The 19,294-nt window shown below is 67.0% G+C and carries 16 protein-coding genes; 11 read left to right on the forward strand and 5 right to left on the reverse strand.

Annotated features, from left to right (window positions below):
- Positions 1-29: 29 nt before the first annotated feature.
- Entirely contained in the window at positions 30-392 is a 363-nt protein-coding gene (cpdR, locus tag L0966_RS17855; protein WP_370640772.1) for a cell cycle two-component system response regulator CpdR, read from the reverse strand.
- Between the two features lie 187 nt (positions 393-579).
- Between cpdR and L0966_RS17860 the strand changes: the two genes are divergently transcribed.
- Both L0966_RS17860 and hisN read left to right on the forward strand, forming a co-directional pair.
- Entirely contained in the window at positions 580-1,467 is an 888-nt protein-coding gene (locus tag L0966_RS17860) for an N-formylglutamate amidohydrolase (RefSeq protein ID WP_234053326.1), read from the forward strand.
- 1,162 nt (positions 1,468-2,629) lie between these two features.
- A complete protein-coding gene (hisN, locus tag L0966_RS17865; protein ID WP_234053327.1) occupies positions 2,630-3,412 on the forward strand; it encodes a histidinol-phosphatase in 783 nt (260 codons plus the stop codon).
- A 12-nt stretch (positions 3,413-3,424) separates the two neighbouring features.
- On the opposite strand, the gene L0966_RS17870 is transcribed toward hisN, so the two are convergent.
- Complete coding sequence (locus L0966_RS17870; RefSeq protein ID WP_234053328.1) at positions 3,425-4,369, reverse strand: alpha/beta fold hydrolase; 945 nt, start codon at positions 4,367-4,369, stop codon at positions 3,425-3,427.
- A 143-nt stretch (positions 4,370-4,512) separates the two neighbouring features.
- Complete coding sequence (locus L0966_RS17875; RefSeq protein ID WP_234053329.1) at positions 4,513-4,917, reverse strand: hypothetical protein; 405 nt, start codon at positions 4,915-4,917, stop codon at positions 4,513-4,515.
- A gap of 247 nt (positions 4,918-5,164) precedes the next feature.
- On the opposite strand from L0966_RS17875, the gene L0966_RS17880 reads away from it, so the two are divergent.
- From L0966_RS17880 to L0966_RS17910, 7 genes are all read left to right on the forward strand, one after another.
- Complete coding sequence (locus L0966_RS17880; RefSeq protein ID WP_234053330.1) at positions 5,165-5,644, forward strand: Hsp20 family protein; 480 nt, start codon at positions 5,165-5,167, stop codon at positions 5,642-5,644.
- 150 nt (positions 5,645-5,794) lie between these two features.
- A complete protein-coding gene (locus L0966_RS17885) occupies positions 5,795-6,781 on the forward strand; it encodes a phosphoglycerate dehydrogenase (RefSeq protein WP_234053331.1) in 987 nt (328 codons plus the stop codon).
- Between the two features lie 111 nt (positions 6,782-6,892).
- Positions 6,893-7,735, forward strand: coding sequence for an amino acid ABC transporter ATP-binding protein (locus tag L0966_RS17890; RefSeq protein ID WP_255684124.1), 843 nt, complete (start codon positions 6,893-6,895; stop codon positions 7,733-7,735).
- A gap of 41 nt (positions 7,736-7,776) precedes the next feature.
- On the forward strand, positions 7,777-9,366 hold the full coding sequence (locus L0966_RS17895) for an ABC transporter substrate-binding protein/permease (protein WP_234053332.1): 1,590 nt from the start codon (positions 7,777-7,779) through the stop codon (positions 9,364-9,366).
- Between the two features lie 58 nt (positions 9,367-9,424).
- Positions 9,425-10,084 carry a TetR/AcrR family transcriptional regulator gene (locus tag L0966_RS17900; protein ID WP_234053333.1) on the forward strand — a complete coding sequence of 220 codons (660 nt, stop codon included), beginning with the start codon at positions 9,425-9,427 and terminating at the stop codon, positions 10,082-10,084.
- 190 nt (positions 10,085-10,274) lie between these two features.
- Positions 10,275-11,483: an efflux RND transporter periplasmic adaptor subunit gene (locus tag L0966_RS17905; RefSeq protein ID WP_234053334.1), complete on the forward strand. Its 1,209-nt coding sequence runs from the start codon at positions 10,275-10,277 to the stop codon at positions 11,481-11,483.
- Between the two features lie 101 nt (positions 11,484-11,584).
- Positions 11,585-14,674 (forward strand): efflux RND transporter permease subunit, encoded by a 3,090-nt coding sequence (locus L0966_RS17910; RefSeq protein WP_234053471.1) that lies wholly within the window; start codon positions 11,585-11,587, stop codon positions 14,672-14,674.
- 102 nt (positions 14,675-14,776) lie between these two features.
- On the opposite strand, the gene L0966_RS17915 is transcribed toward L0966_RS17910, so the two are convergent.
- Positions 14,777-15,352: an HdeD family acid-resistance protein gene (locus L0966_RS17915; RefSeq protein ID WP_234053335.1), complete on the reverse strand. Its 576-nt coding sequence runs from the start codon at positions 15,350-15,352 to the stop codon at positions 14,777-14,779.
- A gap of 528 nt (positions 15,353-15,880) precedes the next feature.
- The gene (locus tag L0966_RS17920) at positions 15,881-17,017 is read right to left on the reverse strand and encodes a L,D-transpeptidase (RefSeq protein ID WP_234053336.1); all 1,137 of its coding nucleotides are present in this window, start codon (positions 17,015-17,017) and stop codon (positions 15,881-15,883) included.
- A gap of 252 nt (positions 17,018-17,269) precedes the next feature.
- Here L0966_RS17920 and L0966_RS17925 point away from each other — a divergent pair, with 252 nt between their 5' ends.
- Together L0966_RS17925 and metF are read left to right on the forward strand one after the other, a co-directional pair.
- Positions 17,270-18,319 carry a metalloregulator ArsR/SmtB family transcription factor gene (locus L0966_RS17925; protein WP_234053337.1) on the forward strand — a complete coding sequence of 350 codons (1,050 nt, stop codon included), beginning with the start codon at positions 17,270-17,272 and terminating at the stop codon, positions 18,317-18,319.
- A complete protein-coding gene (gene metF / locus L0966_RS17930; protein ID WP_370640773.1) occupies positions 18,319-19,287 on the forward strand; it encodes a methylenetetrahydrofolate reductase [NAD(P)H] in 969 nt (322 codons plus the stop codon). The genes L0966_RS17925 and metF overlap by 1 nt, the downstream gene beginning before the upstream one ends.
- Positions 19,288-19,294 lie beyond the last annotated feature (7 nt).

A 19,294-nucleotide genomic window follows, 5' to 3' on the forward strand; every position in this document is an offset into this window, starting at 1 on the left:
GGTTCGCGCGGAAAGGCTCAAGGGTGAGGTCAGGCGGCCGCCAGCATCTTACCCACTTCGCTGACGAGATCCCGCAGATGGAAGGGCTTGGAGAGCACCTTGGCCTCTGCGGGGGTGTCGCCGTCGGCATTGAGCGCCACGGCGGCGAAGCCGGTGATGAACATCACCTTCAGGTCGGGATCGAGCTCGGTGGCGCGGCGCGCCAGCTCGATACCGTCCATCTCCGGCATCACGATGTCGGTGAGGAGGAGCTCGAACGGCTCCTCGCGCATCCGCTCATAGGCGGATTTGCCGTTGTCGTAGGAAGCCACCGAATAGCCGGCATTCTGCAGGGCCTTCACCAGAAAGCGCCGCATGTCATTGTCGTCTTCGGCGAGCAGGATCTTGGACACGCCGTTTCCCCTGATCAATCGTAAGCCGAAAGTCCCGCCGTCATGGCTGGAACCCCATGAGAGTGTCTGGCCCAAACGGGTAAATTCGGAGTGAAAGTGCCGCGCCCCCTTCACAAGACCCCCTCGCGGCGGGCATCATGAAGGCGGAACAAGCATTTAGAAACCTTCCGGAGTCCTGCGGCGCACGATGACTGCCTGCCTCGCCGAAACCATAGATCCCGCATTTGAGATCCTGGGGCTCGAGGCCGCCGCCGGGCCGTTTGTCTTCAACTCCCCCCATTCGGGCCGCATCTACCCCACGAGCTTCGTGGCGCAGACACGGCTGGACTTTGCCACACTGCGCCGTTCCGAGGACAGCTTCGTGGACGAATTATTCGAGGACGTGGTGAACGCGGGTGCGCCGCTGATGCGGGCGCTGTTTCCGCGCTCCTTCCTCGATCTCAATCGCGAGCCCTATGAGCTCGACCCGCGCATGTTCGAGGGCCGGCTGCCGCCTTATGCCAACACGCGCTCGGTGCGGGTGGCCGGCGGGCTCGGCACCATCGCCCGCGTGGTGGGCGACGCGCAGGAAATCTATCCGGCCCGGCTTACCGTGGCCGAGGGGCTGGAGCGGATCGAGGCCTTCTACAAGCCCTATCACCAGACCCTGCGGCGCCTCATCATGGAGACGCAGCGGCGGTTCGGGCTGGCGGTGCTGGTGGACTGCCATTCCATGCCCTCCACCTCCATCCGCGACGAGAGCCTGAGGGCGGACTTCGTGCTCGGCGACCGCTACGGCACCAGCTGCGGCTGCGTCGTCACCCAGGCGCTGGAGCATGAGCTGTCGCGGGCCGGCTACCGGGTGCTGCGCAACAAGCCCTATGCGGGCGGCTACATCACCGAGCATTATGGCAACCCCTCCGCCGGCCTGCACGCGGTGCAGATCGAGGTTAATCGCGCCCTCTACATGGATGAGGCGCGTTACGAGCGCGGGGCGAGCTTCGACCGCGTCCGGACGGACATTCGCGTTGCAATGGACCGCATCTTCACCCAGGTGCTCACCGCACTGGATGTGCCCCGCGCCGCTGCCGAGTAGGTCCGGGGCCCGCTTGGCCCTTGAAACCGTTGACTTCACGACGCGCGCGTGACGAGGCTCTGCAAATTTGCAAATGGTGCCTTGCGTTTTCTGAATGGCAGATATACGAATTTGACCCGGTTGGTTGACCGGACCGGGTGGCCGGGGCGACTTTCGTCGCACCTTTGGTGTACCGAAGAATTCCGGCGGCCACGCGAATCGGGCTGAAATGGCCGGATTGCCGCATTTGAGCGCGCTCGCATTCCCCTTAGGGGCGAACGGCCGGAATGTGGGATGTTTTGGAAAGACCGCCGGTCGGCGGAAAATCCCCGGATCGCAGAAGCGAGGGGAAGGCCAGCCGCAAAGGCGGGCCCAAAAAAGAAAGGGGCCGTCCGCATTGGCGAACGGCCCAAGTCTAGGGAGGAAACGCCCAAGGAGGGCAGCGACAGAGCGACGCCAATCGCCATGTCGCAATGCACAAATAGCCGAGTGCAGTGCCAAAAATCAAGTGCCCGTTTGTCGCATCTGCGTAATTTTCCATATGTAACTGATTTTGTTGGAGTTTTTTATATCATCCGCGACCCGCGGGTGAGCAGCCGGCCGTGCCGGAAAACGTCATCACAGCTGAAGCGTGGTCGAATCGCAGGGACGTGGCCTGCCTGTCGGCGGGCGCATGCGTTTGCGGTGAAAATGGCGGCGCGGGAGCGGGGGCGTTTCCGGGAATGGCTCACAGAGCCCAAAAAGAAAGGGGCCGCTGACCCGTGGGGAGCGGCCCAAGTCTAGGGAGGAAACGCCCAAGGAGGGCAGCGGCATCGCAATCGGCAATGCCGCGCTGCACCAATATGTGAGTCTTCCCGGTCCGCATCAAGATTGTCGGTCGCGGATAGTTTAGGCAGCTACGGGCCTCTCAAAGCCTTGCTGGCATACGCTTCTCACGGTCCTGCCCATTCCTTGATCCAAAACGCCCGCAAGCTGTGCATGCAAACACGCCATTTTGCCTTTCCTGGTGACTGTCCGCCTGGACGCAAACGCGGCAATTGAGGGTGGTGGGGCGCGGGCGGGCTTGATCCGGCTGCTCTTCCGCTGCATCTCCATGGACATTGCGGGCGCGCCGCCGGCGCGCCGTCCTTTGCCTGCGCGAGGTCATCTTGCTGGGCGTGTTCCTGTTCGGAGTGTGGAAGCCATGACCGCCGTCGCCATCGACGATTTCGTCCATAAGCTCGCGACGGTGTCGGGGGAGGCGATCCTGCCCTTTTTCCGCACCTCTCTCGGGGTGGAGGACAAGAGCCGGGGCAAGGCGTTCGACCCCGTCACGGAGGCGGACCGCGCGGCCGAGCAGGTGATGCGCCGGCTGATTCGCGAGACCTTTCCGAGCCACGGCATCATCGGCGAGGAGTTCGACAACCTGGCGACCGACGCGCCCTATGTCTGGGCGCTCGACCCCATTGACGGCACCAAGTCCTTCATCGCCGGCCTGCCCGCCTGGGGCACGCTGATCGGCCTGCTGAAGGAGGGTGATCCGGTCTATGGCATGATGCACCAGCCCTTCATTAAGGAGCGCTTCTTCGGGGATGGCGCGGTGGCGCGCTATAGCGGGCCGGCGGGTGAGCGGGTGCTGGCGGTGCGCGATTGCCAGCGTATCGAGGACGCCATGCTGTTCACCACCAGCCCACGCCTGATGAATGAGGCCGACCGCGGCGCCTTCGGCAAGGTCGAGGAGCGGGTGCGCCTCTCGCGCTATGGCGGCGACTGCTATGTCTATTGCATGCTGGCGGCGGGCCTGGTGGATCTGGTCATCGAGACCGAGCTCAAGGATCACGACATCGTGGCCCTCATCCCCATCATCGAGGGCGCCGGCGGCATCGTCACCAGCTGGGAAGGCGGCTCGCCGGCCAAGGGGGGGCGTGTGGTGGCGGCGGGCAGCCGCGCCGTCCACGAGCAGGCTCTGGCCATTCTGACCGCCTGAGCGGACGGGGAATCAGAGCGCTGGCGTGCCGGGAATGAAGGCGTCGAAGGCCGCCCAGAACTGGGCGCGGAAGAAATCGCGCTCCATCATGATCTCGTGCTTCGCCGCCGGCACCACCACCTGGGCGCCGGCGATGAGGCGGGTGGCCAGATGCTCGATGGCCGGGTTGGACACCAGCCGTTCCCCGCCGGCGGCCACCATCAGCAGCGGCTGGCGGATCTGTGGGACGAGTTCGGGATCGGCAAGCTGGTCCATGGCGCGAAAGGCGGCGTAAAGCCAACCATTGGTGGGCGCTCCGATGCCGAGTTGCGGCGCCGCGCGCACGATCTCCGCGGTCCTTGCATAGCGCTCGGGATCGGAATTCACCGGATTGCGCTCGAACGGCACCTCGGTGATGGGCCGGGCGCGGCCGCCGGGCACGAAGGCCCGCGCGAAGCCGGCATAGGCCAGAACCGTCACCAGCGTCCGCACCAGCCGCGGGGCGGGGATCACGTCGATCTTGAGCATGGGCGCGACCAGCACCATGCGGTCGAACCAGCGCCGGCCCGCGAGGGTGGACTGGAGCAGGATGGTGCCGCCCATGGAATGGGCGAGGGCGAAATGGGGCGCCGGACAATCCGGCAGCAGCACCTCGCGCGCGAAGGCCTCAAGGTCGAGCTGGTAGTCCGCGAAGCGCCGCACATGGCCCTTGCGCGGGTTGCGCACCAGCCGCTGGGAACCGCCTTGGCCGCGCCAATCCAGGATGGCGACGGCGAAGCCCCGGGCCCGGAGCTCCCGCACCACCTCGAAGTATTTCTCGATGAACTCGCCCCGGCCGGTGAAAAGGGCCACGGTGCCCCTGAGTCCGCTGTCCGGCATCCAGCGCGCATAGCGCAGGCGCACCCCATCGGCGGCGGTGATCTCGCCGGTAACAGCCCCTTCGGGGGTCGGATTGCTCGGAATCGAGAACAGGTCCATCGGGCCTCTGATCAGGCTGCGGCGGGCACGCCGGTTCCGCGAGGGTTATACCGAAGGCCCGATTATACCAAGGCCGCGATGATACCCCGAGATCGTGACTTTGCCTCTGCTTTCCAGGCGCGGAACGATCCGGTCCGGAGCCGTCAGGGGCCGGGCATCACGTCGTCGGGGGCCTGGGCGAGCACCGCAAAGCCTGTAATCTCCCCGGTGGCGGTGTCCACCACCAGCCGCAGGCGTTCGCGCCGGGGGCTGGTGGCCTCGCACAGCAGGCTGCGCCCGCGCCAGCGCAGCGGCTGGACCTGAGAGAAGCCGCGCGCCTCCATCGCCGCCATTACGGTCGCCACGTCGAGCCCATGCTGGCCCATCGGAAGAGGCGCCTCGAGATGGGAATAGACATGGCGTTGCGGCAGCGGAGGCTGGGCTACGGCGAGGGGCAGCAAAATGGGGTCCAGCTGCGCCGCCATGGGCGGGTGGAGCTGGAGCAGCGCCGGCCCCGCCGCCATGGTGATCAGCATCAGCACCGGCAGCCGCCTGAGGATGCACCACATTTCCGGCCCGTCCCTCTCCGCGGTGGCACCAAGGGTTACGCCTTTCGAGGTAGCCAATATAAATCACGCTCTTGAACATGAGGCGGCAGCCTCATTCATCTGGCGTTCATGGGCGTGCCCGTGGGCCGGGGCCTTGACGGCCTGAAAGTGCATTCCCACATCAGCGAAGGTGCCGGTCATGATGACGGCACCACAACCGGGCCCGGCTTCGGCGGGCCCTGCATGTCGCTTCGAAGGAGGATATGCCATGCGTACGTTTGATCTTTCCCCGCTGTATCGCAATACTGTCGGCTTCGACCGTCTGTTCTCGCTGCTGGACTCGGTCGGTGGCGTGGATACGGCCCAATCCTATCCGCCCTACAATATTGAGCGCACCGGTGAGAACGCCTATCGCATCACCGTCGCCGTCGCGGGCTTTACTGAGCCCGAGCTCAGCATCGAGGTGAAGGAAAACACCCTGACGCTGAAGGGCGAGAAGAAATCCGGCGAGCAGGAGGAAAACGCCCAGGTGCTCTATCGCGGCATCGCCGCGCGCGCCTTCGAGCGGCGTTTCCAGCTTGCGGACCATGTGGAGGTGAAGGGCGCCGTGCTTGAGAATGGGCTGCTGCACGTGGATCTCGTGCGCAACATTCCCGAAGCCAAGAAGCCCCGGCTCATCCCCATCAACACCCAGGCCGCTGTCCCCCGGTCCCTTGAGGGCGTGGTGGAGGCCCCCAAGGCGGCGTGAGGCCGCCTATGGCCTGAGGCGGCCCGCTTCGGGTGATTGACGACATTGCGGCGGCGCATCCAGCGCCGCCGTTTTTATTTGCCCGCTCTTGATCGGCGCCGCGGAACGGTCGAGGAAGGTGCGTCAGCCGCCCTGAAGGAACATCCCATCGTGGCCTCTCCGCGCAAGGTTCTCGTCACCACCCGCCTGTTCGATGACACCGCCGCCCATTATCTCGCCGAGCGAGGGCTTGAGGTGGTGCGTTCGGGCCTCGCCCCCGATGCTCTCGACACCGACATTGCCGATGCGGAGCTGGATCGCCTGCTGGATGGCGCCGGCGGCTGGATCGTCGGCATGCGGGCGGTGACGCGCGAGGTGCTCGCCCGCCATCCGCAGCTCAAGGTCATTGCCCGGCGGGGCGTCGGCTATGAGCGGGTGGATGCGGCGGCGGCCGAGGAGCTGGGCCGGGTGGTGACCATTGCCGCCGGGGCCAATGACGCCGCGGTGGCGGACCATACGATGGCGCTGATGCTCGCGGTGCTGCGCCGCCTGCGCGAGAGCCAGGAGCGCCTTTCCGCCGGCGACTGGCGGGTGGTGAGCGGCGCCGATCTCTATGGCAAGACGGTCGGGCTGGTGGGCTTCGGCCGGATCGCCCGGCAGGTCGCCCGCCGGCTGCATGGCTTCGACGTGCGGGTGCTGGTGGAAACGCCGCGGCCGGATTTTTCCGTGACATCCGTCACCTACGCGACCCTGCCGGAATTGCTCGCGGCCAGTGACGTGGTGAGCCTGCATGCCCCCCTCACCGCGGCGACGCGCCACCTGCTCAATGGTGACACCTTTGCCCTCATGAAGCCCGGCGCGGTGGTGGTGAACACCTCCCGCGGCGGGCTGGTGGATGATGCCGCGCTGCTGGAGGCACTGCGGGCGGGCCGGCTGGGCGGCGCCGGCCTCGACGTGTTCGAGGCGGAGGGGGATCCGGCGCTGCGGCCGGTGGCCGACGCGCTCATTGCCCGGCCGGACGTGGTGGCGAGCGCCCATGCGGCGGGCTCCAGCCGCGAGGCGCTGGCGCGGGGCAATCTCATCTCCGCCCATTGCGTGGCTTCGGTGCTGGCCGGGGAGGATATGCCCGCCGGCTGCGTGGTCGCGGACGGGCGCTGAACGGGGCGCGGGCGCCGTCCCGCGTGTCACGGCGCTGTCATCGCTTGCCGGTACCCCCTGGCCGATCATGGAAGTGGCGCCTTCCGCCACGGCCGGCCGGGGGGCAGGATCATGGAAGCGCAAAGCGCGGGGGTGCAGGGGGCGGCGCCGGCGGGTGGGCCCGGGTCGGGCGGAACGCCCATCGTGCGCGTCGAGGATGTGCGGAAGTCCTACGGTCCCGTGGACATCCTCAAGGGCGTGAGCTTCCAGATCGAGGAGGGGGACCTTGTCTCCATCATCGGGCCCTCGGGCTGCGGGAAGTCGACCCTGCTGCGCTGCCTGAATGGCCTGGAAAGCCTGGATACAGGGGTGATCGACATCTGCGGCGTGGCGCTGAAGCGCGCGCCCGGCGGGAAGGCGGGAGCGAAACCCGGCGCCAATGCCGAGGCTGAATTCGCCCACGCGGCCCATCTGCTGCGCAAGAATGTCGGCATGGTGTTCCAGAGCTTCAACCTGTTTCCGCACAAGACGCTGCTGGAAAACGTGATGCTCGCCCCCATAGTGGTGAAGGGCACGGCCAAGGCGGAGGCGGAGGCCAATGCCGAGCGCCTGCTGCAGAAGGTGGGTCTGGGCGAGCGGCTGGACCACTATCCCATCGACCTTTCCGGCGGCCAGCAGCAGCGCGGCGCCATCGCCCGCGCGCTCGCCATGGCGCCCAAGGTGATGCTGTATGACGAACCCACATCCGCCCTTGATCCCGGCCTCGTGGACGAGGTTCTGGACGTGATGAAGGAGCTGGACCGCGAGGGCATGACCCAGATCGTGGTGACCCACGAAATGCGCTTCGCCCGCGATGCCTCCGACTACATCATCTACATGGAGAAGGGGGAGATCGTCGAAATCTCGGACGAGGACGAGATGTTCACGAACCCCAAGGACCCGCGCACGCGCCAGTTTCTGCGCCGGTTCCTGTGATGCGCCTCGCCTTCGCTCTTCGCACCCGCCTGGGGTCCGCCATGCCATCCGCCGCGCCGCATTGCCGTTCCTCGCGTCTCGCCGGCCTTTGGGCCGCGCTGCTTCTCAGCTTCTGGGCCCTTGCCTTCGGCGCCGCCGCGCGGGCCGAAACGCCGGCGGCAGCGTCGGCGGCGAGCGCCTCCAAGCCCTCCGGCCCGCCGCTGCGCTATGGCGGCGACGGCACCTCGGGCGCGCCATACATCTTCAAGGATCCGGCCGATCCCAGCCGCACCGTCGGCTTCGAGGTCGACATCATGGATGAGATCGGCCGCCATCTCGGCCGGCCCGTGGTGTTCGTCCAGAACGACTGGAGCAACCTGATCCCCGGTCTCGATGCCGGCCTCTACGATGTCGCCCTGAGCGGGCTTGAGATCACGGCCGCGCACCAGGCCGCGGCGGACTTCTCCATTCCCTACTATACAACCTTCGGTCAGATCGTGATCCGAAGGGGCGAGATGCCGGTGGACGGGCTCGCGGACCTCAAGGGCAAGAGCGTCGGCACCCTCAAGTCCAGCCAGATGGAATATGTGCTCAAACAGGCTGGCGGCATCGACGTGCGCTCCTATGATGAGGAGATCGACGCCTATTCGGACCTGAAGCTAAAGCGCATCGATGCGACCGTGATGGATTTCCCCATCGCCGTCTATTACGCCCAGCCGGACCGGGAGCTGCAATTCACCGGCCCGCCCATCGGCCGTATCGCCTACGGCATCGCGCTGAGGAAGGGGGCTCATCCCGAGCTTCTGGCGCAGATCAACACCGCGCTGTCGCAGATGTCGGTGGATGGCAGCCTGCACGCCATACTGGATTCCTGGGCGCTGTGGTCGCCGGTGATGGCGCAGGTGACGGGCGACGCCAAGCCCATGATCGCCCAGCCCGTGAACTACGAGCACTTCGTGGAGGCGACCCAGCCTTCAGGCTGGCGCGCGCAGCTCGATCGCTATGCCCGCTTCCTGCCGCAGCTCGGCTGGGCGGCGCTGATGACGATGGAGATCTCCATTCTTTCCATGGTCCTGGCGGTGGGCCTGGGCGCGGCGCTGGCGCTGGCGCGGGTCTATGGCGGCACCGTGCTCGACCGCCTGGCCCAGATCTATATCGAGGTGGTGCGCGGCACGCCGCTGCTGATCCAGGTGCTGTTCATCTATTACGGCCTTCCGAAGATCGGTCTGCAGCTCGACCCGTTCGTGGCCGGTGTGCTGGCGCTGGGGCTGAACTACGCGGCCTATGAGGCGGAAAACTACCGCGCCGGCCTGCTGGCCGTGCCGCGCCACCAGATGGAAGCGGCGGTAGCGCTGAACATGACCGAACGCCAGGCGTTGAGGAATGTCATCATTCCCCAGGCCGCGCGCATGGTGCTTCCACCCACCACCAACGACTTCATCTCCCTCATCAAGGATTCGTCCCTGGTGTCGGTGATCTCCCTGGTGGAGCTGACCAAGACCTACGAGCAGATCTCCACCACCTATTACGATTATTTCGGCACCGGTATTCTGGTGGCGGCCATCTACCTGCTGCTCGGCCTGCCCTTCGTGCGGCTCGCCCACTGGGCCGAGAAGCATGTGAGCCGAGGCATGACGCGCTCCAGCCATTGAGGCCTGACCCGGCGGGGCCGGCGACCATGCGAGCTTGCGATCTGACGACTGATGATTTATGAAAATCGTCAGCTCTTCGGAGGCGCAGTTGAACGTCAAGGCCAGGGAAACGGCTGAGGAAACCCGCGAGCGCATCACGCGCGTGGCGGAGGATCTGTTTCGCCGCATGGGTTTCGCCAAGACGGCGGTGGCTGACATCGCCGCCGAGCTTGGCATGTCGCCGGCCAATGTCTACCGCTTCTTTCCCTCGAAGACCGCCATTGTCGCCACCATCTGCCAGCGCTGCCTCAGCGAGATCGATCGCGAGATCGCGGCCATCGCAGCCGGGCCGGGCACGCCGCAGGCGCGCATTGCCGGCATCTATCTGGCCATCCTGCACTATCACAAGGCGAATTTCCTGGCCGAGCGGCGCGTCCATGACATGGTGCTGGTGGCCATCGAGAACAATTGGGAGAACATCGAGGCCCACAAGGAGCGGATCCGCGCCGGCGTCGCCCAGGTGCTGGAGGACGGCATCCGCGCCGGGGTCTTCGAGCCGCACGACCCGCAGGTGGTCAGCGGGCTGATCCTGGGCGCAATGGTGCGATATTGCCATCCCGTGCTGGTGGCCCAGAATATCGACGAGGATCTCGAGGCGAGCGTCAATGCGACCGTGGCCTTTCTGCTACGGAGCATCGAGCTGAAGCGCTCGCCGATGGGGCCGAGCGTTTCGGACTAAGCGGGGACCGCGTCGCACGAAGACGACGCGGCGCCCCAGATGCCGGGAGCCTCGTCCGTGAGCCGCGGCGAACGGAAGAGGGGCTCCGGTGGTGCGTGAGGGAGGGGGCGGCTTTTCTCGCGCATTTTGTGACGATTATTGAAAGTCATCAGCGTTGAACCTTAAACCTTCACTCATCAGGGCCGGTGTCATGGAACACTTTTTCCGCCGTCCGTCGTCGCCGACGCCGCTGCCCGCGGGCGGCGCCGCAGGCCATCCGGCCTTCGTTTCTGTCCTTGCCCGGCGCGCTGTTCCGCTTGCTGCCGCGCTGACGCTCTGTGCGGTGCTTGCCGGCTGCGGTGAGCCTGCGCCCGCGCAAACCGAGGCTGCCCCGGCCCGCCCGGTCCAGGTCACCTCGGTGCAGTTGCGCCCGCGGGAGGCGGAGAAGACCTTCGTGGGCGTGGTCCGCGCCCGGCGCGAGATCGACCTCGCCTTCCGGGTGGGCGGCAAGGTGGTTCAGCGCAAGGTGGAGGTGGGCGACCGGGTGGTGCCGGGCGACCTCATTGCCCGCATCGACCGCGAGGACCTGAAGCTGGAGCTGGAAAGCGCCCGCGCCGAGCTCGCCGCCGCCACCGCCAACCTTGCGCAGACCTCCGCCGAGGATGGGCGCTATCGGTCCCTGACCGCCAAGGGCGTCGCCTCCAATGCCGAGCTGGACCGCAAGGCCCTGGCCAAGGAAGAGGCCGTCGGTCGCCTGGAGCGCGCCAAGCGCGCGCTGGAGCTGGCGGAGAACCGCCTATCCTATGCCGATCTGTTGTCGGATACGGCTGGCGTGGTGGTGTCCACATCGGCCGAGCCGGGGCAGGTGGTGTCCTCCGGACAGACCATCGTGCGGGTGGCGCGGCTGGATGAGAAGGAAGCACTGGTGGCCCTGCCGGAAACGGCCCTTGCCGCCGCCCGCACCGCGGGTGCCAGCGTGACGCTCTGGGCCGATCCCGACCGCCGCATCACGGCCCACCTGCGCGAGCTTTCGCCCCAGGCCGACCCCGTCTCGCGCACCTATGCCGCCCGCTTCACCCTGGACGGCGCCGACGAGACGGTGGCCCTGGGCATGACCGCCACCGTGACGCTGGCTCCGAAGGACGGGGTGATGGTGGCGCGCCTGCCCCTGTCCTCGGTCTTCGACAAGGGCCACGGCACTCATGTGTTCGTGGTGGACGAGGCGACCCACACGCTGGTGGCGCGGCCGGTCGAGGTGGTCGGCTACACCGAGGATTCCGCGTTGATCTCCAAGGGGGTGAACCAGAACGACAAGGTCGTGACCCTGGGCGTTCAGACCCTGGAGCCGGGCCAGAGCGTGCGCACCGTGCCCGTCAAGGGCGAGGCTACCGGCTCCATCCGCGCGGAGGCGAAGCCGTGAGCGCGAACCTCGAAACCTCGCCCGTGGAAACCCCGCCCGTGGAAACCCCGCCCGTGGAAACCCCGCCCGTTCATGGCCCCACGCCCGAGGAGCAGAAGGCGCTGGACAGCCCCTTCAACCTCTCGCGCTTCGCCATCACCCACCGGGCGCTGACCCTGTTCGCCATCCTCCTCCTGGGGGCGGCGGGCTTCTATTCCTATCTCAATCTTGGCCGCGCGGAGGATCCCTCCTTCACCATCAAGGTGATGGTCATCTCAGCCGCTTGGCCGGGCGCCACGGCGTCCGAGATGCAGTCCCAGGTGGCCGACCCCATTGAGAAGAAGCTGCAGACCCTGCCGCACCTCGACCGGGTGGAGAGCTATTCGCGCCCCGGCGTCAGCTTCGTCCAGGTCTATCTGGCCGACACCACGCCGCCCTCGGCGGTGAAGGACCTGTGGTACCAGGTGCGCAAGAAGGTGGGTGACATCCGGGGCGACCTGCCCCAGGGCGTGGTGGGCCCCAGCTTCAACGACGAATATGGCGACGTCTATTCCGCCCTCTACATGCTGAGCGGCGATGGCGTGCCCCCCGCGGAGCTGAAGCGGCAGGCGGAGCTGATCCGCCAGCGCCTGCTGCGCGTGCCGGACGTGGAGAAGGTGGACCTCATCGGCGAGCGGCCCGAGCGCATCTATATCGAGTTCTCCCACGCGCGCCTGGCCACTTTGGGTATCACCCCCACCCAGATCTTCGACAGCGTGGCACGGCAGAATGCGGTGGTGGCCGGCGGCGCCGTGGACACCAAGGCCGATCGCATCAATCTGCGCCTCACCGGTGCCTTCACCGGAGCCGAGGCTATCGCGGAAGTGCCCATCAATGCGGGCGGCGCTTTGGTGCGGCTGGGCGACATCGCCACAGTGCGGCGGGGCTATGAGGACCCGCCCTCCTACCTCATCCGCCAGCATGGGCGCCCGGCACTGGGCATCGGCGTCTCCATGGCCCAGGGCGCCAACATCCTCACCTTGGGCGAGGAGCTGAAGGGCGCCATGGCGGAGGCCATGACCGAGCTGCCGGTGGGCATCGACGTGGTTCAGGTGGCGGACCAGCCCCACATTGTGGGCGAGTCCGTGGGCGAGTTCCTGAAGACCTTCGCGGAAGCGCTCGTCATCGTGCTGGTGGTGAGCTTCCTGTCCCTGGGCTTCCGGTCCGGTATCGTGGTGGCGCTGTCGGTGCCGCTGGTGCTCGCCATCGTGTTCCTGGTGATGTTCGCCTCCGGCATGGACCTTCACCGCATCACCCTCGGCGCGCTCATCATCGCCCTGGGCTTGCTGGTGGATGACGCCATCATCGCCATCGAGATGATGGTGGTGAAGATGGAGGAGGGCTGGGACCGCCTCTCCGCCGCCAGCTTCGCCTGGACCTCCACCGCCTTTCCCATGCTCACCGGCACGCTGGTGACGGCGGCGGGCTTCCTGCCCGTGGGCTTCGCGCGGTCCTCCTCCGGTGAATATGCCGGCGGCATCTTCTGGGTGGTGGGCATCGCGCTGGTGGCGTCGTGGTTCGTCGCGGTGCTGTTCACGCCCTATCTCGGCACGGTGATCCTGCCCGACATGCGGGGCAAGCACGCGGCCCATGAGCTGCGGGATGGCCGGCTCTACCGCATGCTGCGCGCCATGCTCGAGACGTGCCTGAGGCACCGTTTCATGGTCATCGGCACCACGGTGGGGCTGTTCGTGCTGGCAGTGGTGGGGTTCGGCTTCGTGCAGCAGCAGTTCTTCCCCACCTCCACACGCACCGAGCTGTTTCTGGAAATGCGGCTGCCGGAGGGGTCCTCCATCGAGGCTACCCAGACCACGGCCAAGAAGGCGGAAGCGCTGGTGGGGGAGGATGAGGGCATCCTTTCTTCCACCACCTATATCGGCCAGGGGGCGCCGCGCTTCTGGCTCGGCCTCAATCCGGTGCTGCCCAATCCCAATTTCGCGCAAATCGTCATCGTGACGAAGGACCTGGAGGCGCGCGAGCGCATCAAGGCGCGGCTCGACAAGGCGGTGGCCGAGGGCGCCCTCTCCGAGGCGCGGGTGCGGGTGGACCGCTTCGTATTCGGCCCGCCGGTGGGCTTCCCGGTGCAGTTCCGCGTGGTGGGGCCGGACCCGCTGATGGTGCGCGACATCGCTGACAAGGTGCGCCTTATCATGGCGTCGGATCCCGCCATTATCGAGCCGCATCTCAATTGGGGCGAGCAGGTGAAGTCCATCACCCTGTCCGTGGACCAGGACCGGGCGCGGGCGCTGGGCACCACCCCGCGCGACCTTGCGGAGACGCTCCAGACCCTGCTTTCCGGCTATACGGTCACGCAGTATCGCGAGGGCAATCTGCTCATCGGCGTGGTGGCGCGCGCGGTGCCGGAAGAGCGGGTGGATCTGGAGCGGCTCGGCGCCCTCACGGTGACCAATCGCAACGGGGTGGCAGTGCCCCTCGGACAGGTGGCGCGCATTGCCTATGCCAGCGAGGAGCCCATCCTGTGGCGCCGCGACCGCGACCTAGTGCTGACCGTGCGCGGCGATGTGAAGGACGGCGTGCAGCCGCCCGACGTCACCCTGCGCCTGCTGCCCAAGCTGAAGGCGCTGAAGGCCTCCCTGCCGGCCGGCTACCGCATCGAGACCGGTGGTTCCATCGAGGAGAGCGCCAAGGCCAATAAGTCGCTGGCGGCGGTGTTTCCCATCATGATCATCGTGATGCTCACCATCCTGATGATCCAGCTGCAGAGCTTCTCTCGCCTGGCGCTGGTGATCGCCACCGCGCCGCTGGGGCTGATCGGTGCCTCCACCGCGCTGCTGGTGACGCACCAGCCGTTCGGCTTCGTGGCACTGCTGGGGCTTATCGCGCTGGCGGGCATGATCATGCGCAACACGGTGATCCTGGTGGACCAGATCGACCACGATATCGCCGCCGGGGCGACACCCCATCGCGCCATTGTCGAGGCCACCCTGCGCCGCGCGCGGCCAGTGGTGCTCACGGCCATGGCGGCGGTGCTGGGCATGATTCCGCTGGCGGAGAGCGTGTTCTGGGGGCCGATGGCCATCACCATCATGGGCGGCCTGCTGGTGGCCACCGCGCTCACGCTGCTGGTGGTGCCGGCCCTCTACGCCACCTGGTTCCGGGTGAAGGTGACGGACGATCTTCCTTCCGCCGGGTTGCCTCATCCGGCGGAATGAGGAACCGGCGCCGCGGCCGCTACCGCCGGCGCCGGTTTCCTTCATGGGCACGGCCCCCGGTTCCGGGAACCGGGGGCCGTGCCGCGTTCAGGTCGTGTGCGTTCAGGCGCGCTTCTCGCGCAGGGCCAGGCCGAAGAAGACGGTGCCGACGCCGTTGACGATGAGGTCGATGCCCAGGAACAGGCCGAGGATGTAAAGCGAGTTCACCGGCCACTGGGCGATGATGATGGCGCCCAGCAGCAACGTGATGAAGCCGGAGAAGACAATCCAGCCCCAGCCGCCGCCCGCGCGCGAGCCGAAGCCGGCGGCGATGCGGAAGATGCCTTCCACCGCCAGCGCCACGCCGATGAGCAGGGTGAAGATGCCCGCGCCCAGGGCCGGGTTGTACATGATGAGGCCGCCGGCCACGACATAGAGCAGGCCGGCCAGCAGCCAGTAGAAGAACTGGCCCCAGCCCTGCACCCGGAAGGCGTGGATGACCTGGATGACGCCACCCACCAGGATGAGCGCGCCCACATAGATGGTGACGCCGAGGGTGAACAGCAGCACGTGGCCGAGCGCGATGAGACCCAGCACCACGAAGGCGATGCCGAGGGCAACGAACCAGCCCCAATTGGCCCGGATGGCGTGCAGGCGGTCGGCGACCGCGGACGCCGGAGTGGATGCAGGCATTGTCATGTTACCGTCTCCAGATGGGAGCTTGTGAGCATCGCGCAGGTGAGCTCCTGTCGTCCCCACGATCATACAGGAGGAAAGCGCGCCACAGAATGTGGCTAAAGTGTGCGAGCTATACCATGACGTGCGCGATCCGCGAGGGAAAGAACGCGGAGCATCGCGGCGCGGGCCACGGCCTGGTTGCGTATACGGTTGGAGATGTCGCCGGCGCCTGTCCTTGCGCGCCCTCCCGACGCAAGAGCCAATCAATCTCTATCGCGGCGCTCTCGCTTGCCGCCAGGAGGGGCGGGCCAGCTGCTTCGGTTCCGCCCATGGGTGGCGCCGCTGTGTTTTCAAGGCCATGTGCCTGCGCCGTTTCCTTCGCGGGAAAGGTTGCCCGCTTCACTTGAGGAGCCGTCGGGGGCGGCCTTTGCCCACGGCCCGGAGGGGTGGGCGGATCATGACGCATCGGGCGTGAAAAAGAGCCGCGCGCAAAAGCAAAAGGCGCGCCGGTGAGGGCGCGCCTTTTGCTTTTCGGGGCAGATGAGCGGGTCAGTGACCGGCGCTGGCGGAAGGTGTGCCGGCTGCGTTCGCCTGAACCGTGGGAGAGGACGGCTTGGGCAGGATCACCACCTTGGTGCCCACATTCGCGCGGTCGAACAGGTCTTCCACATCGTTGTTGAGCATGCGGATGCAGCCGGACGACACGAACTTGCCGATGGTCTGGGGCTCGTTGGTGCCGTGGATGCGGTAGATGGTGCCGCCCAGATAGAGCGCGCGAGCGCCCATCGGGTTACCGGGTCCGCCGGCCATGAAGCGCGGCAGATAGGGCTGGCGCTGGATCATCTCCGTCGGCGGGCGCCAATCGGGCCATTCCGCCTTGCGGGAGATGCGCTCGGTACCGGACCAGGTGAAGCCTTCGCGGCCCACGCCGATGCCATAGCGCACGGCCTTGCCGCCGCCGAGGACATAGTAAAGGTAGGTGTTCGGCGTATCGATGATGATGGTGCCGGCCGGCTGGGTGGTCACATAATCCACCGTCTGGCGGCGGAAGCGATCCGGAACCGGTTCGGCGGGATCCACGTCCTCGATACGGGGGCCGGAGGGGGCCTCCTGGGTGCCGGGCACCACGGCGGCGTTGGGGCTATACACCCCCGCCGGCGGCGTGACCGCGGCGGAAGCCTGATTGCCATAGCCATAACGGGGCGACTGCTGTCCGGCGCCGCTGCGATAGGCGGGCTGACCATAAGGCGGCTGGGGATAGGACACAGAGGCCTGCTCGGACGTCGCCGCCGAGGGCGCCTGTCCATAGCCGGACTGAGTCGCCCCGGACTGCTGGTAGGGCGACTGCTGGTAGCTCGCCTGCGGATAAGCGGGCTGCTGATAGGTCGTGGCGTTCGCCTGGCCGCCATAGGACGGCGCCTGCTGATACCCGCTGGGCGGGGCGACCTCGGAGCGCTCGACTTCGCCGCCAGCCGCGGAGGGCGTGCGGGCGTAAGGATCGCTGTATCCGGGAGGGGCTGCATTATAGCTGCCGCTGACCGAGCCGGGAGGAACGGTGCCGGTCTCGTCCCCCGCTCCGTACTGGCTGGTGCCGTAACCGGAATTGTACGCGCCCTGCGCAAAGGCCGGCACGGTGAAAAGCGACGCCCCGAAGGTGGCGAGGAGGAGTTTCTGGCGCAACGTCATGAGATTGGAGTTAACCCTGAAACGTGACGAAATTGGAAACGGGCGAGAATAATTTTTCGACACGTTGAGGCTGAGGTTGTACGCCCGGCATTGCCCCGCGCGACGTCAGGCACGACCCTCGAAGTCCGCATGTACCCCGCCTCCGTCCCCGGAGCAACGCGCGCAGCTGCAACGCCGCATATCGTGATCGGTATGGCTTGCGCGGGCCTCTCGCTCTTGAAATGGCGACGGAAGAGATATAAAGATATCTTTATGTCTCTTCCTGAGAGCGCCGCGCGCCTGTCCTTTCCCGCCCTGCTGGAAGCCTTGAAGGCCGGCGGGGAGGATACGCGTCTGCGCCTTCTTTCGGTGCTGGGAGAGGCGGAGCTGACGGTGTCGGACCTGACGGAGATCATGGGCCAGTCGCAGCCGCGCATCTCCCGCCATCTGAAGCTGCTGGCGGAGGCGGGGCTGCTGGAGCGGCATCGCGAGGCGAGCTGGATCTTCTATCGCCGCACCAATGAGGGTCCCCTGGGCCGGGTTGCCACGCGCCTGCTCGATCTGCTTGATCCGGACGACCCCGTGCTCGCGCGTGACCGCGAGCGGCTGGAGGCGGTACGGGCGGCTCGCGCCGCCGCGGCCCAGGGCTATTTCGCCAGCCATGCCCGCGAATGGGATGAGATCCGCAAGCTGCATGTGCCCGAGGCGGCGGTGGAAGCGGCGGTGCGGAACGTTCTGGCGGATGCACCGGTCCGCTCGCTGCTGGACCTGGGTACCGGCACCGGGCGCATGCTTGAATTGTTCGCGGGCGACATCGAGCGGGGCCTCGGCCTTGATCTGTCGCCGGAAATGCTGGCGGTGGCGCGCACCAATCTGGAGCGCGCCGGCATCCGCCATTGCCTGCTGCGGCAGGGCGATGCGTATGCGGTGCCGGCGCCGCGTGATTCGTTCGACGCTGTCATCGTGCATCAGGTGCTGCACTATCTGGACGACGCGGGCCGCGCGCTCATGGAGGCGGCGCGGGTGCTGAAGCCGGGCGGGCGGCTGCTGGTGGTGGATTTCGCGCCCCATGATCTTGAGTTTCTGCGAGAGGCCCACGCCCACCGGCGTCTCGGCTTCGCGCGCGAGACGGTGGAAGGCTGGCTGACCCAGGCGGGCCTGCAGCCGGAGCGCTTCGAAATGCTGGCGCCCGAGCATGGGCGTGAGGAAGGGCTGACGGTCTCCCTGTGGCTGGCGCGCGATCCGCGCGTGGCGGCGGGGAGCACCGAGGCTGAGCAGGCTGCATCGCCCGAAGCGGGCGCGGCCGACAGGGAGGTGGCGTGATGAGCGGGCAGCCGGGGATCCTCGCAGGGGCCGAACATGTGCGGGCGAGCCGTGAGATGGGCCGCGCGCCCGTTTCCGTCTCCTTCGAGTTCTTTCCGCCCAAGACCGAGGAGATGGAGAAGACCCTGTGGGCCTCCATCGGCCGGCTGGCGCCGCTCCATCCGGAATTCGTCTCAGTGACCTATGGCGCCGGCGGCTCCACGCGCGAGCGCACCCACGCCACCGTGGCGCGCATCGTGAAGGAGACGGACCTTGCCCCCGCGGCCCACCTCACCTGCGTCAACGCCACCCGCGAGGAAGTGGATGCGGTGATCCGCTCCTATGGCGAAGCGGGCGTGAAGCACATCGTCGCCCTGCGCGGCGACCCGCCCGCGGGCGTCGGCACCCACTATGAGCCCACGCCGGGCGGCTATGCCTATGCGGCGGACCTCGTCGCCGGGATCAAGCGCATCGGCGATTTCGAGGTGTCGGTTTCCGCCTATCCGGAGAAGCATCCGGAAAGCCCGTCCATCGAGGCGGATATCGACGTGCTGAAGGCCAAGGTGGATGCGGGCGCCACCCGCGCCATCACCCAGTTCTTCTTCGAGAACGACGTTTACTTCCGTTATCTGGACAGGGTGCGGGCGCGCGGCATCGACATTCCCATCGTGCCAGGCCTGTTGCCGGTGACCAATTTCAAGCAGGCCTCGAACTTCGCCACCCGCACGGGGGCGAGCGTGCCGGCCTGGCTGCTCAAGCGGTTCGAGGGGCTGGATGACGATCCCGAGACCCGCAAGCTCATCGCCGCCGCGGTGGCGGCCGAGCAGGTGACCGACCTCGTTGATCGGGGTGTCACGGACATCCACTTCTATACGCTGAACCGCGCCGACCTTGTTTATGCCATCTGCCACCTGCTGGGTCTGCGCCCCCAGGCGGCGCAGGGCGCGGCACAGGGGGCGGCGGCCGGAGCGCAAGCGCTCGCTGTCTGAGATTTCC

It is taken from the genome of Xanthobacter sp. NM-59 (assembly GCF_021401125.1).
GTDB lineage: Bacteria > Pseudomonadota > Alphaproteobacteria > Rhizobiales > Xanthobacteraceae > Xanthobacter.